Below are 14,269 nucleotides of genomic sequence, written 5' to 3' on the forward strand. Positions count from 1 at the left end.
GGTGCCACTCCCGGTTGTCTGGGTGCCCGGTCGAGTCGTTTCATCAAGTATATTATGGTGAGGAATCAATGACGCATCGTAGTATTCATTATAAACGCGGGAAAGCGCAAAATCCATGCATCCCCTTCGGGAAGGCCACAAGGTGGACATGACTGAGCAAGCCAAAGAAAACGGGCCGCGATTCATCGAGATCGATACCCATGACTCGGGACAGCGAATTGATAATTTTCTAATCACTCGGCTGAAAGGGATGCCCAAAAGCCGGATTTACCGCTTATTGCGTAAAGGAGAGGTGCGAGTCAATAAGGGGCGGATCAAGGCGCATTACCGGCTGCGCGCCGGAGATCGGATCCGCTTGCCGCCGATGACGCTTCCCGCCCGGGCGCGAGAGGAGGAAAGTCCCGAGATCCAGATGATGGGAAGGCGATTGGAAGAGTGCATCCTGTACGAAGACGACGAGTTGCTGGCGATCAATAAGCCTTCGGGCATGCCCGTTCACGGCGGAAGCGGGCTTCAGGGAGGCGTGATCGAAGGCTTGCGCCAGGTTCGGCCGGAGGCGCGGTTTTTGGAATTGGTCCACCGACTCGACAAGGACACTTCCGGTTGTCTTTTGATCGCCAAGCGAAAACAGGCATTGCGGGAATTGCATCGGATTTTCCGCGAAGACCGGGTGGACAAGCGCTATCTCGCCTTGTTGAACGGCGTTTGGCGGCGGCCTCGGGAGATGGTCGACGTGTCGCTGCGTAAATTCGTGCTCCGCGGCGGGGAGCGATTCGTCAAGGTAGATCGGGAGGGAAAACCGTCCCGGACCGAATTTCGGACCTTGGAGCGGTTCACGGAGGCCACCCTGGTGGAGGCTCGGCTGCTGACCGGGCGGACGCATCAGATTCGGGTGCATGCCGCCTACTTGGGACATCCCATCCTCGGCGATACCCGCTACGGCGACGAAGAAGCCAATCGCCGTTGGCGGGGAAAGGGGCTCAAACGCTTGTTTTTACACGCCTGGCGTTTGGAATTGCCGCATCCGGCCGATGGTTCCCGCCTCCGCTTGGAGGCCCCGCTGGATGCGGAGTTGGAGTATTTGCTGGAAGCGTTGAAGAAGGCAAGATCATGAATGGGAAAACCGACGCTCGGACAAAAAATTCGGATAAAAACTTACGGACCAAGCGCCAGGTACACATTAAAGTCCGAGAGTTCCAGATTCCTCCGGTCCGCCATGGGGTGGTGCTGGGTCGCAAAGCCTCCATCGGCTGTTATGCGATTCGCAAAGCGCTGCACTTATTGATGGCGACCCCTTTCGTCCATATCGAGCTGGACGACGAGGTGATCAGCGACATTATCGTGCGTCAGGCGGTACTGCGACGCTTTCCTCGGCAGGAACTGATCGCCTTCGTTCTGGAGCAGGTCAAACCGATGATGGGAGAGGAGGAGATTTTGCATTTGGAAATCGATACGGAAGTTTTATTCGATGCTCGGATGATCGATCGGGAGCGAACCGAAAATCATAATCCGGAAACCGATTGATGTTCCTTACCGCAAGCGATGCCCTGACAACCCGGTTGGTGTGCGTATCGGAGGAGGCGCGTCCTCAAATTGATCAGGACCTCGCGAAAACCGTATACGCGGTATTTGCCGTGGACGATCCCCAACGCTTCCTGGGTTTGGTTTCGGCCAAGGAAATTGCGGAACAACCGCACCGGATTTTTGCCGATCTGCTTCCCAAGCTAGCGCCGTCTCCCGTACCCGAAAACACGCCTCTCGCGCGAGTGTATCGGCGCATGGAAGAGTTGGATTGTTGGTATCTCCCGGTAGTGAACCGGCTGGGGGAATTCATGGGTGCGGTCACGCGTTCGCGAATACTCAAGGTTTTGTTGGAGGAAAATCAGCGTCTGACTCGGCGGCTGTTTTCCTTGCAAGAAGAGGAGCGACGCTATTTGTCCCGGGAATTGCACGACGAGCTGGGGCAATACCTGGCCGCCTTGCGGGCGAATCTGGATTGCTTGGCTGTTTTTGGCAACAATCAGCCGCAGCTCCAACGCCAGATCGATATCATCAACCAATTGATGGATCATCTTTATTGTGTGGTGCGTGGCATGATACATCGATTGCGCCCGGAACTTCTGGATCATTTGGGTCTGGAGGAAGCGCTGAGGGGGCTCATCGAAGAATACCAGAGTCAATATCCCGGGATGACGTTCGGATTGGAGATTTACGGCAGTCTCGAGGAAATGGATGAGGAGCGGGAACTCGCCTTGTATCGGCTCGTGCAAGAATGCTTGACCAATGTGATCCGCCACGCTGAAGCTCGCCAGGTGAAAATATGTATATGCCATTTGCCCGATTCTCCCCGAAATTTATGCCGACGCTATTTTCCCCCGCCCCGCGATCGCCGAGTTGTCCATTTGACGGTTTGCGATGACGGAAAGGGCTTGCCGGTGCAGCTTTCTCCTAAAGGATTAGGCCTTGCGGGCATGCGGGAACGGGTAGAGGCGCTGGGCGGGACTTTTTTGCTCGAAAGCCCTCTCAATCAAGGAGTTTGCGTGGCGATTGAATTGCCTTTGAAGGATTCGTATGAGGCCGATTCGGCTGCTGTTGGTGGATGATCATCCGGTGGTGCGCCAGGGTTACCGGTGTTATTTGAAAAGCGCGCCGGATACCGAGGTGGTGGCCGAGGCCAGCGATGGCAGCGAGGCGTATCAGGCCTTCATTGCCTGTCGGCCCGATATCACCGTGCTCGACATCAGTCTGCCGGACGTGAGCGGCCTGGCGGTGCTTAGGCGGATCCGGCAACGGCTTGCGGATGCCAAGGTGCTCGTATTCACCATTCACGATAACCCTCTTCTCGTAAGAAAATCCTTGGAAGCAGGGGCCCGGGGCTATCTCAGCAAGCGCTGCGGTCCGCCGATATTGATGGAAGCAGTGCGCCGCGTGATGCAAGGTGAGCGATACGTGGAATCGCGTCTGGAACAAGCGGTTTCCTTCCCTCCCCATGAACTGCTCCAGCGTTTGACGGCGCGTGAATTCGAAGTGTTTCAACTATTGGCCCAGGGTCGGTCGGTGAACGAGATTGCAAGCTTGCTCCACTTAAGTTCCAAAACGGTGGGCGTCCATCAGACCCGGATTTTGAAAAAGCTCGATCTTCCCAATATTGCCCATCTGGTTTTATTGGCGGTTCGTTGCGGCTTGGTGGAACCTGAAATTTAAGGATATTTCTTATAGCAATCGCCGTGCCTTCTTCCATAATTCCCATATAAATTAACGGGATATTCAGTTTGAAGGGGGCTACATGCGGCGCAATTTGCCGGTCACCAACCAGGAAAGGCATTTCGGCGATGAGCGGGAACTCATATCCAGCACCGATCTCAAAGGCCGGATTACTCATGTCAACCGCGATTTCATCGAGATCGCCGGGTTTTCTGAAGAAGAGTTGATGGGCAAGGCCCACAATATCATCCGTCATCCCGATATGCCTCCGGAGGCGTTCCAAATCCTCTGGGATACGATTCGGGCGGGCAAATCTTGGATGGGATTGGTTAAAAACCGTTGCAAGAACGGTGATCATTATTGGGTTGATGCATTCGTGACTCCTCTCATCGAAGATGGGCAAATCACCGGCTATGAATCGGTTAGAGTGTGTCCCAGAAGCGAGTGGAAACACCGCGCTGAAAATTTATACCGGCGAATCCGCGCAGGTAAATCATTGCCGCGTTGGCGGCTGGGAATGGGTGGAAAACCGAGTCTCGGCTTTGGCATTTTGCTGCTTTTCCCTGCCGCCGCTTATCAGTGGGGATCGCCGGTCTGGTTTTGGTCAGCATGGATATTTACCGCGATTGCAGCTTGGGGCCTGTGCAGCTATGTCTCGGCGCCGCTGCAAAAAGTCGTGACCCGGTCGCGCCGGTTTATCGACGATCCCGTCGCTTGTTTGGTATATACCGGACGCGGCGACGAGGCCGCGCAACTGGAGACTGCGTTTTTGGCCATGCAGGCGCGGATACGCACCATGCAGGGGCGCTTCGAGGAAATGGCCCGGCAAATGGCGGCGAGGGCCGAACAAAATCACACGGCGTCCGAGAACACCAGTCGGATCTTGCAAGGTCAGCGGGATTCCACCAATGTTTTGGTCCGTGCCATGGATGAAATGAATCAGACCATCCATAATATCGCTGAAAACGCTGCGCATGCGGCGGATGTGGCGGAAAACGCCAATGACGTGATTGAGGAAGGGGTCGATACCAGTCGGGAGAGCGCGCAAGTGATCACCGTTTTGGCCGATGAGATAGAGCAAGCTGCAGCGGTGATTCGACAATTGGAAGAGGAGAGCGATGCCATCGGCATGGTGGTGGGCGTGATTCGCGATATTGCCGATCAGACCAATCTTTTGGCCCTCAATGCCGCCATCGAGGCGGCCCGAGCCGGAGAGCAAGGGCGCGGATTCGCGGTGGTGGCGGACGAGGTGCGTAAATTGGCCTCCAGTACGCAAAATTCCACCCATGAAATTCAGCAATTGGTGGAACGCTTGCAAGAAGGTTCGCGGCAAGCCGTCCAGGTGATGGGCGCCAGTCGGGAACAAGCACAACAGGGCGTCAGCCGGGCGGAGTCCGCGGCCGATAATTTGAGTCGGGTGATCGAGCGGATCGTCGATATCAAGGATAGAAATCTCCAAGTAGCCAGCGCCGTGGAACAGCAGTCTCACGTATCCGATGAAATCAAACGCAGTGTGGAGGAAATTCATCAAGTAACCGACCGGATTGCCGGTGAGGCCGAGTCAACGGCGTCCGCCAGCGATGATTTGACCCACTTGGCCATCGAATTGCGAAACTTGGCAAGAAGGTTTCGAATCTAAAGTATATGGATATACAAAACAATTTTTTTTCTCTTACCCAACCGCTTTGTGTCCGTGAAGCTTTAAGCGGCCAGGTGATCTACGCCGCTCCCGAAGATCGACCGGTTTTGCAGCAGCTGCCCGACTATTCGGTATTTGCGGTTTTTGAAACCTCCCACCAGTTGGAAATTTTTTTAGGGCTTGTGACCGCGGAACAAGTGGCGGCTCATCCGGACCGGATTCTAGTCGACCTTTTGCCCAAGCCGGCGCCTTCTCCACTGGAGCCGGATACGCCGGTAGCAGTGGCGAAACGCCGTTTGGAGGTAGAGAGAGTAGGGGCTTTGCCGGTTTTGGGTGAAGACGATCGTTTCGTCGGAGCGGTGACCCTGTTGAGCCTATTGGAGGCATCCCTGGCCCGGGAATTTCAGTTGAGCCGGGATGGCCGGCGCTTGCTTGCGCGATGTCGAGAGGAACACCAGCGTTTGGTCGATCACACCAGTCATTTGAGGGATTTCCAAAACGCCTCCAAGCAATTGCTGCAAACCGTGGTCTACACCTATGCGGAACGGGAGGTGGTTCAGCACGGTATCGAAATGCTGAGACGATTGATCGGTGCCCGCTACGGCGCGGTCGCCTTGCTCGACGAAAAGGGTGATATCGAGGATTTCGTGTATGCCGGGTTGGGTTCCGAGGCGGCCGATCGAATCGGTCGGCTTCCGGAGGGAAAAGGGTTGTTGAGCATCGATGTTTTGGGCAAAACGGGTACGCTGCGCTTGGAGAATATGGCCGAACATCCCGGGGCGGTCGGATTTCCGCAGGGGCATCCGCCGATGCGATCCTTGGTGGCGGCGTTGATCGAGCATCGGGGAGAATGTTACGGCAGGGTTTATTTATGCGACCGCCTTGACGAGACGCCTTTTTCCGCCGAAGACGAGGCGCTGGTCAAGGAGTTTGCCACCATCTTGGCGGTGGCGGTGAAAAACAGCCGGGAGAGGGAAAGGCAACGCGAGAATGAAATGCAATTGAAGATCGCCGCCGAGGTGTTCAATCAAAGCGCCGAGGCGATCCTGGTGACCGATGCGGACACCAGGATTTTGATGGTTAATCAAACCTTGACCACGATCACCGGTTACCGGTCCGAGGAATTGGTCGGTAAAACCCCTCAAATTTTCAGTTCCGGCCATCACGACAAAGCCTTCTATCGCCGGATGTGGCGATCGCTGCACGAGAATGGCCAATGGGAGGGGGAAATTTGGAACCGGCGCAAAAACGGTTCGGAGTATCCGGAATGGTTGCACATCAGCGCCTTGACCGACGACGACGGGCAGGTAAGCCATTACGTGGCGGTGTTTTCCGATCTGTCGCGGCTGTCGGTGCGGCAAGAAGGGATGGAACGACTGGCGCGGTTCGATCATTTGACCGACTTGCCCAATCGGCTGGTGTTTCAGGCCGAACTGAGGCATGCAATGTTGCGTACTCGTTTCAACGGCAAATACACGGCCTTGTTGATGCTGGATCTGGACCGTTTCAAGACCGTCAACGATACCCTCGGCCATCAGGTCGGAGACCAGTTGCTGCAGCAGGTCGCCAAGCGCCTTAGGCATTGTTTGAGACAGCGGCAGGCGCCGCGCATGGGAGACGTGGTGGCGCGCTTGAGCGGGGATGAGTTCACGATTATTTTGAATGATTTGACCTCCCGCGAGGATGCGGAAACGGTGGCGCGCAAAATTATCAGCCGCCTGCAAGCGCCTTTTGTGCTGGGAGAGTTGAAGCGTTCGGTCACCGCCAGCATCGGCATCGCCCTGTATCCCGACGCCAACACCGAGACTCTGGATGACCTGATCACCCATGCCGACCAGGCCATGTATCATGCCAAACAGGCCGGTCATAACGGTTATCGGTTTTTCGACAGCCAGGTGCATGCGCAGGCTAAGCGCCGCTTGATGCTGGAAAACCAGTTGTACAACGCCCTCGATCGGGAGGAATTCGAGCTCTACTATCAGCCCCAGGTAGCGGCGCAAAACGGGCATGTCATCGGTTTGGAGGCTTTGCTCCGATGGCGTCACCCCGAGCACGGCTTGGTGAGTCCCGGCGAATTCATTCCCATCTTGGAAAAAACCGGCTTGATGATACCGGTGGGGGAGTGGATATTGCGCACGGCATGCGCTCAGTACCGCGATACGGTAAGGGCTTTAGGCGCTCGGGAAGGGGAGGTGACGATGGCGGTGAATCTGTCGGTGCATCAATTGACCTCAAGGCTGCCTGGGTTAATTAGTGCGCTGTTGGAAGAATATCGCCTGGCTCCGCATTGGCTCAAGCTCGAGTTGACCGAATCGGCGGCCATGGGCGATCCGGAGGGATCGATGCGGATTTTTGGTAATCTAAAAAAATTGGGCATGGAAATCTGCATCGATGACTTCGGTACCGGTTACTCTTCCCTGAGTTACTTGCGCCGCTTGCCGATTGCCAACCTCAAGATCGACCGATCCTTTATTGCGGATATGACTTGGGATTCCGAGGGGCGAACCATCGTCAATACCCTCATCGCCTTGGCCCATAACCTGGGGCTCAAGGTCATCGCCGAGGGCGTGGAAACGAAAGCCCAGTATGCGTTGCTACGCGAGTACGGTTGCGAGGTGATGCAGGGTTTTCTGTTCGGTCGGCCGGTAGCGCTTTCCCAGCTCAAGCCGCTTTGCTTTGCCGCCAACCCAGATTGAGGGGGTCGCCCGGCGGTCCCAAGGGCGGGGTGCGGTCGAGGACTTCGAGGGCATCGTGGCGGATATGATCGCGGCCCATTTCTTCGCGCAGCACGTCCTCGCTGACAATGCCGTGATCCAGGCATTCCTTGAGCAGGCCGAAGAAAAACCGTTCCTGGTTGCGGTCCGGGTGGCGCCTGTAGGTGCCCAATAAAGCGTGATCCCCCAACAGGCGCCGGCGGGTGCGCATCAGCCAGCCGATGGGTGGAAACAGGCGAAAGCGTTCGGCCGGGGTCCAGTCGATGGGCAGCCCGGTCTTCCACGGTTGGGTCAGGCGACGGGTATTATGGAGTAGTTTGGTTTCAGGGGTCAGCTTGTCGAAATCGTTCCACTCCGGTTCGAAGAGGCCGATACTCCCTTGAGGTTCCCGGCGCAGGCCGATCCAGTCCATGTAGTCCAGTTGGAAGTCGAACATGGCTCGGAACTGCTCCTCGCAGCGCCAGTGGGTGAGTTTGGCGCAGTCCATGAGCATCACGCTGGAGGCGTAGCATTTGTCGATCCACCATTTGGGGCCGGAACGGGGGCGGCAGAGAATCGCCTTGCCTTCCATGTCCCGCGTCAATAGCTCCCAGACGTCGCCGACGGCGAAAATGTCCGGGTCCACTACGATGGCCCGACCTTGGTAGTTCATCAGCTGCGGCGGCATAAAGCGCAAGGGCGTGAAAGACTGCAGGTCGTCGTTGCGCCAGATGCGTTCGTACCCGTCCCGGAGGAAAGATTTGCCTTCCATTTCCTGGAAGAACGGGTAATCCCGGTGATGGAGGATGCGCACGTCGAAACGGTCGGCAAAAGCCGAATTGCGCTGCATGGCGTACTGGGCCACCAGCGCGCCGATCCATTGTTTATGATTGGTATGGATGAAAACGCAATAATCCTTGGATTCGCTCATGCGTTCACCGCTTGTTTGGTTGGGGTGTAGTGGTAGACGGGATCGAGTCGCTCGTTGACGTAGGCTTCGATCCGAGCTACCTGTTCATCGTCGAAATAATCGCGCCAGCCGCCCACTTTGGCCCGGCGTACTTTATAGGAATGGGGATTGGCCTTATCCTTGGGGACCATCCGGCTGCCGCTGAGCCAGAATTTCTTTTCCTGCTCCAGCTTGCGCATGTTGTCCACCGAGGCGTATTCCACCGCGTCCCGGATTGCCTCCTCCGTCCCCGGCGTTCCCAAGAAATCGGTGATGCGCCTCATTTGCCCGGCGGTGTCGCTGCGCAGGTCTTCGTAGCGGACCAGAAGCAGATCGTCCAGCTTCGGCATCTCCTCGGCCCAGAGATTGAGAAAATCGATAATCTTGGGCAACCCCGCCGTTTCATACATCACGAAATCGAACAGGGAAATATCGCTGTCGTGCGGGGGATATTGATTAAGGATTTTCTTCGCCGGCCGCATCCGATATTTCCATTGGAAAAATTGGGAAACCGCTACGTCTTGAGGGTCGCGTACCAGCAGGATTACCTTGTGGCCGGCGTAATCGGCCTTGGAATCGGCGTGGCCGGTATAGTCCTTTAAATAATTGTCATGGGTGAAAAATAGTTTGGGGATGCTGGAGCTTTGACGGTGCAAGTTGTCAAAACCCAACAACTGCCGAGAGGACAGCCCGTACTTGGTTTGATAAAAACGTGACAGCATGACGCGCAGCCAGGTGCGGCCGCTTTTTCCGTACGAGACGATGGCCGCATCGCAGAGGGCGAGCTTGCGTGCTTCCTCGCGCCCGCGCAAACGTCGCTCCAGGCCGATTCGGCGCTGCTCGGGAAGGTAGCAAGCGGCGGCTAGGGCCAGATGGCGAGAAACCTTTTTCCAAAGGGTATGCATGGGTAAATCCGGAAGTAATTGAAGTCGACGAATATCTAGACGAATATCTAATGGATATCTGAATTTGATTATACGAATAATCCCGCTGGCTTTCTCGTGCAATCTCTAAGAAATTGCACGAGCAGGGGGCGGCCGACCTTGTTTCGAGAGTCAAACTGTAGTAGATTTGCGTCAAAAATACAATTTGTTGTTTTTTGTCTGCTATAGTATTGAGCAAGTAGCGCAGGAGCAGGGTATGTGGTTTATGTTGCATCACTGGATCGGTCGACAAACGTGTGTTGCCCCCACTGCCCCCCGTGTCTGGGCGTTGCTTAATCATCGCGCCGGGGAAAACGCGCAGGTGCTGGCGCTTGCCGAGGCTTTGAACTGGCCCTTCGAGATCAAGCAATTTACCTACCGCAAGTACGTGCCCTATCTGCTGGTGGGAGCCTCCTTGTCCGGTATTCACGAGGAGCAATCCGACTCCCTCGCTGCCCCCTGGCCGGATTTGATCATCAGTGCGAGTGCTCGCAACGAGCCCATCTGTCGCTGGGTTCAACGTCAGGCCGCCAAGGCGGGCAAACGGGTGCGCTTGGTCCACATCGGCAGACCCTGGAATCGCCTGAGCCGCTTCGATCTGGTGATCACGACGCCTCAATATCGGTTGCCTCGTCGAGCCAACGTCCTCCACAACGGGACGACCCTGCATCGAGTCACTCGGAATCGCCTCGCCCGCGAAGCCAAGCGCTGGCAGCCGCGGTTGGCGCATCTTCGGCGTCCTGTAATCGCGGTCATGATCGGCGGCTCGAGTGGTCCTTACCTCATGGATCAAGCGGCGGCGCGCCAGTTGGCCACGCAGGTGGACAAACTGGCTCGGGAACTGAACGGTGCTTTGCTGGTAACCACCAGCGCCCGAACGCCGCCGGACATTTTGGAGACCTTTGCCGCGAGTATTACCGCGCCCGCGCATTTGTTTCGCTGGTCTCCGGATTCCCGGGAGAATCCCTATTACGGTTATTTGGCCTTGGCGGATCAAATCGTGGTCACCAGCGACAGTGTTTCCATGCTGACCGAATCTTGCGCCACTGGCAAGCCGGTGCATATTTTCGATCTCGGCAAAGTGGCTCGATGCTGGCAGGATGTGAGTTGGAACCGTCTGCGCGCTTCCATTTATCGCTGGGCGATGCATGGGGCGCCCAAGCGTCTGACCCGCGATATCTCCCGGGTGCACGAACGAATGATCGCCGAACGCCGTGCGGTTTGGCTGGGACAGCCTTTTCCCGTCGGACCCATTCCGGATTTTTCCACCGATATGTGCCGTGCGGTGTCGCGCGTTAGGTCCTTGTTCGTGGAAGAGTCCCGAACGCTGAAGGCTTCCCGTAGCGAGTCCTTGAATCCGGTTTTTTCCTGATCCTTTCTTAGCATTTTTCTGTTCATCAGGCATCCCCGATTCCTATCCAATCCTTCCCGAGTTTCCGGGTCGATACCGCTTTAAGGAAACGACAGAGGGTTGCCCTTATCATGCGGGGCGGCGGATGAACCTCATAGAAGCGGCCGCTTGTGGCCATCCATCCCTTGCATCATGCTTGACCCTGTCTGATTTTTCTGCTTAGTTTAGCGGCGAACAACCTTTGGCGACAGAAAGCATGAGGTTGTCGCTGCGAGGCAGGATTATATTCGCAAAAAAATAAATAAGTTTAGGAGAGAGAGCACGTTATGAAAATCGGAGTACCCAAAGAGGTTCATCCGGGGGAACGCCGGGTGGCAACTACCCCGAGTGTGGCCGAGCAACTCCAAAAGCTTGGTTTTTCCGTCGCTGTCGAGACGGGCGCCGGGCGCGATGCCAATTTTACCGATGACGCCTATCGGGAAGCCGGCGTTGAGATCGTCAAAGACGCCCGTCTGTTGTGGGCGGAGTCGGATATTGTCCTTAAGGTCCGTCCGCCGGAAACCCATCCTTACTGTGGGGAGGAAGCCGATTTGTTGCGGGAAGGAGGGCATCTGATCGGTTTCATTTGGCCCGCCCAGCATTCGGAATTGATGGACAAATTCGCCGCCAAAAAGGCGACCGTACAGGCCATGGACAGCATTCCCCGGCTCTCCCGGGCGCAGAAAATGGATGCCTTGAGTTCCATGGCCAATTGCGCCGGCTACCGGGCGGTCATCGAGGCGGCCGAGCATTTCGGCAGCTTTTTTACCGGACAGGTCACCGCCGCGGGCAAGGTGCCGCCGGCCAAGATCCTGGTGATCGGTGCCGGGGTGGCGGGATTGGCGGCGATCGGCGCCGCGGTCAGCTTGGGCGCGGTTGTGCGCGCCTTCGATGTGCGCCCCGAGGTGCGCGATCAGGTGGAGAGTCTGGGGGCCGAGTTCCTCCAGGTTGAGATGGAGGAAGAGACCGGTGCCGGAGCGGGCGGGTATGCCAAGGAGATGAGCGAGGAGTTTATCCGCAAGGAAATGGAATTGTTCGCCCGTCAGGCGATGGAGGTGGACATCATTATCACCACGGCCTTGATTCCCGGCAAACCGGCTCCCAAGCTGATCACCGCCGGCATGGTGGAGTCCATGAGGGAAGGCAGCGTGATCGTGGATCTGGCGGCCGAGCAGGGAGGAAACTGCGAACTCACCGTGCCGGGCGAAGTGGTGAAGAAGCACGGCGCCACCCTCATCGGCTATACCGATCTGCCGAGCCGAATGCCCACCACCGCCAGCCAATTGTACGCCACCAACCTGCGTCATTTACTGGCCGATCTGTGTCCCGAAAAGGACGGCATCGTTCACGTGGATATGGACGATGTGGTGATCCGCAACGCGACCGTGGTCAAGGAAGGCAAAATCACCTGGCCGCCGCCGCCGATTCCGGTGTCCAAGGAGGAAAAACCCGCCGGCGCGGTGGCTTCGCCTCCGGTGGAGGAGAAGCCGGAAAAAAGGAAGTTGCCCACGCAATGGATCGCCGCCGGACTGTTGGCGGTGGCGGGGTTGGGCCTCTACGGCATGGGCATGGTGGCGCCGGCCGAGTTCCTGTCCCACTTCACCGTGTTCGTGCTGGCGTGTTTCGTCGGTTATATGGTGATCTGGAACGTCACGCCCGCCCTGCATACGCCGCTGATGAGCGTGACCAACGCCATTTCCGGGATCATCGTCATCGGGGCGTTGATTCAGGTTTCCTCCCCCGGGGTGATGCTGAAGTTGCTCGCCTGGGTGGCGGTATTGATCGCCAGCGTGAATATCTTCGGCGGTTTTTGGGTGACCCAGCGCATGCTTGGCATGTTCCGAAAAAATCAATAAAGGGGGTGTGACATGCCACAGGGCGTTATTATCGTTTCCTATATCGCAGCGACCATTCTATTCATCCTGGCTCTTCGAGGGTTGAGCCATCCGGAAACCGCCCGGCGCGGGAATCTCTACGGCATCGTCGGCATGACCCTGGCGATCCTGGCCACGGTTTTATCGGAGCGGGTCACCACCTACGGATTGGTGATCTCGGCCATGGTGATCGGCGGGACGGTGGGGGTGTATGTCGCCCGCCGGGTGCAGATGACCCAGATGCCGGAATTGGTGGCCATTCTTCACAGCCTGGTGGGGCTGGCCGCGGTGCTGATCGGCTATGCCAACTACATCGATCCGAGCGCCAGTTTCGAAGGCGTCGCCAAGACCGTCCACGAGGTGGAAATCTATCTCGGAGTGCTGATCGGGGCGGTGACCTTCACCGGCTCGGTGATCGCTTTCGGCAAACTGTGCGGACGAATCTCCGGCAAGCCGGTCCTGCTTCCCGCCCGCCACTGGCTCAATTTGGCCCTGCTGGTGGCGGCGGTGCTGCTGGGCAAGTGGTTCCTGGGCCTGGAAAGCGTCGGCGTGGGGATGATCCCGCTGATACTGATGACCGCGATCGCCTTCGCCTTCGGCGTCCATATGGTGATGGCCATCGGCGGCGCGGACATGCCGGTGGTGGTCTCCATGCTCAATAGCTACTCGGGGTGGGCGGCGTCGGCCACCGGCTTCATGCTCTCCAACGACCTTTTGATCGTCACCGGCGCTTTGGTGGGTTCCAGCGGGGCGATCCTCAGCTACATCATGTGCCGGGGAATGAACCGGAATTTCCTCAGCGTCATCGCCGGCGGTTTCGGCACCGAGGGCGGCACCGCCGCGGCGGCGGCCGGGGAAGCGGGCGAAGTCCAGGCGATCGATTCCGACGAAACCGGCGGGTTGTTGGACGGTTCCAAGAACGTCGTCATCGTGCCCGGCTACGGGATGGCGGTCGCCCAGGCCCAATACGTGGTGGCCGAGATCGTCAAAACCCTGCGGAGTAAAAACGTCAACGTCCGTTTCGCCATCCACCCGGTGGCGGGTAGGATGCCGGGGCACATGAACGTGCTTCTGGCCGAGGCCAAGATCCCTTACGATATCGTCTTCGAGATGGACGAGATCAACGAGGATTTTCCCTCTACGGATGTGGCGGTGGTGATCGGCGCCAACGACATCGTCAATCCCGCCGCCGAGGAGGATCCCCAAAGCCCCATCGCCGGGATGCCGGTGCTCGAGGTGTGGAAGGCCAACACCTGCATCGTCTTGAAGCGCAGCATGGCCACCGGCTATGCGGGGGTGGACAATCCGCTGTTCTTCCGCGACAACACCCGAATGCTGTTCGGGGACGCCAAGGACAGCCTGGAGAAAGTGCTGGCCGTCCTTAAACAGTAGGGGCAGGCCCCTGTGCCTGCCCTGATCCTGGTTTCAATTGTAGGGGCAGGTCCCCCCCTGTCCCTGCCCTGATCCTTAAACAGTAGGGGCAGGCCCCTGTGCCTGCCCCAGCCTTGATAAGGAGGGGGAGGGCAACCACGGGGGGTTGCCCCTACGGTTGTCATTAAGGAAGAGATCGGTTGGCTCAAGATAGCTTTCGGAATCG

The 14,269-nt window shown here is 57.4% G+C and carries 11 protein-coding genes; 9 read left to right on the plus strand and 2 right to left on the minus strand.

Features of this window, described 5'->3' with window-relative positions; genetic code table 11:
* Window positions 1-148: 148 nt before the first annotated feature.
* The 6 genes from rluC to H035_RS20710 all read left to right on the plus strand — a co-directional run bounded on the left by rluC (window position 149) and on the right by H035_RS20710 (window position 7,539).
* Window positions 149-1,114 (plus strand): 23S rRNA pseudouridine(955/2504/2580) synthase RluC, encoded by a 966-nt coding sequence (gene rluC, locus H035_RS0105260; RefSeq protein WP_026596290.1) that lies wholly within the window; start codon window positions 149-151, stop codon window positions 1,112-1,114.
* Complete coding sequence (locus H035_RS18295; RefSeq protein ID WP_022947953.1) at window positions 1,111-1,524, plus strand: hypothetical protein; 414 nt, start codon at window positions 1,111-1,113, stop codon at window positions 1,522-1,524. The genes rluC and H035_RS18295 overlap by 4 nt, the downstream gene beginning before the upstream one ends.
* A complete protein-coding gene (locus tag H035_RS0105270) occupies window positions 1,524-2,603 on the plus strand; it encodes a histidine kinase (protein WP_022947954.1) in 1,080 nt (359 codons plus the stop codon). The genes H035_RS18295 and H035_RS0105270 overlap by 1 nt, the downstream gene beginning before the upstream one ends.
* Window positions 2,572-3,204, plus strand: coding sequence for a response regulator (locus tag H035_RS0105275; protein WP_022947955.1), 633 nt, complete (start codon window positions 2,572-2,574; stop codon window positions 3,202-3,204). The genes H035_RS0105270 and H035_RS0105275 overlap by 32 nt, the downstream gene beginning before the upstream one ends.
* A gap of 82 nt (window positions 3,205-3,286) precedes the next feature.
* On the plus strand, window positions 3,287-4,843 hold the full coding sequence (locus tag H035_RS0105280; protein ID WP_022947956.1) for a methyl-accepting chemotaxis protein: 1,557 nt from the start codon (window positions 3,287-3,289) through the stop codon (window positions 4,841-4,843).
* A 5-nt stretch (window positions 4,844-4,848) separates the two neighbouring features.
* Window positions 4,849-7,539, plus strand: coding sequence for an EAL domain-containing protein (locus H035_RS20710; RefSeq protein ID WP_022947957.1), 2,691 nt, complete (start codon window positions 4,849-4,851; stop codon window positions 7,537-7,539).
* Here H035_RS20710 and H035_RS0105290 read toward each other — a convergent pair.
* Both H035_RS0105290 and H035_RS0105295 read right to left on the minus strand, forming a co-directional pair.
* On the minus strand, window positions 7,505-8,467 hold the full coding sequence (locus H035_RS0105290) for a hypothetical protein (protein ID WP_022947958.1): 963 nt from the start codon (window positions 8,465-8,467) through the stop codon (window positions 7,505-7,507). The genes H035_RS20710 and H035_RS0105290 overlap by 35 nt on opposite strands.
* Entirely contained in the window at window positions 8,464-9,390 is a 927-nt protein-coding gene (locus tag H035_RS0105295; RefSeq protein ID WP_022947959.1) for a sulfotransferase domain-containing protein, read from the minus strand. The genes H035_RS0105290 and H035_RS0105295 overlap by 4 nt, the downstream gene beginning before the upstream one ends.
* A 235-nt stretch (window positions 9,391-9,625) precedes the next feature.
* Between H035_RS0105295 and H035_RS18305 the strand changes: the two genes are divergently transcribed.
* From H035_RS18305 to pntB, 3 genes are all read left to right on the plus strand, one after another.
* Window positions 9,626-10,780: a mitochondrial fission ELM1 family protein gene (locus H035_RS18305; RefSeq protein ID WP_022947960.1), complete on the plus strand. Its 1,155-nt coding sequence runs from the start codon at window positions 9,626-9,628 to the stop codon at window positions 10,778-10,780.
* A 305-nt stretch (window positions 10,781-11,085) separates the two neighbouring features.
* Window positions 11,086-12,654 carry a Re/Si-specific NAD(P)(+) transhydrogenase subunit alpha gene (locus tag H035_RS0105305; protein WP_022947961.1) on the plus strand — a complete coding sequence of 523 codons (1,569 nt, stop codon included), beginning with the start codon at window positions 11,086-11,088 and terminating at the stop codon, window positions 12,652-12,654.
* Between the two features lie 12 nt (window positions 12,655-12,666).
* Window positions 12,667-14,064 carry a Re/Si-specific NAD(P)(+) transhydrogenase subunit beta gene (gene pntB / locus H035_RS0105310; RefSeq protein WP_022947962.1) on the plus strand — a complete coding sequence of 466 codons (1,398 nt, stop codon included), beginning with the start codon at window positions 12,667-12,669 and terminating at the stop codon, window positions 14,062-14,064.
* Window positions 14,065-14,269 lie beyond the last annotated feature (205 nt).

Origin of the sequence: Methylohalobius crimeensis 10Ki, assembly GCF_000421465.1 — a bacterium.
GTDB lineage: Bacteria > Pseudomonadota > Gammaproteobacteria > Methylococcales > Methylothermaceae > Methylohalobius > Methylohalobius crimeensis.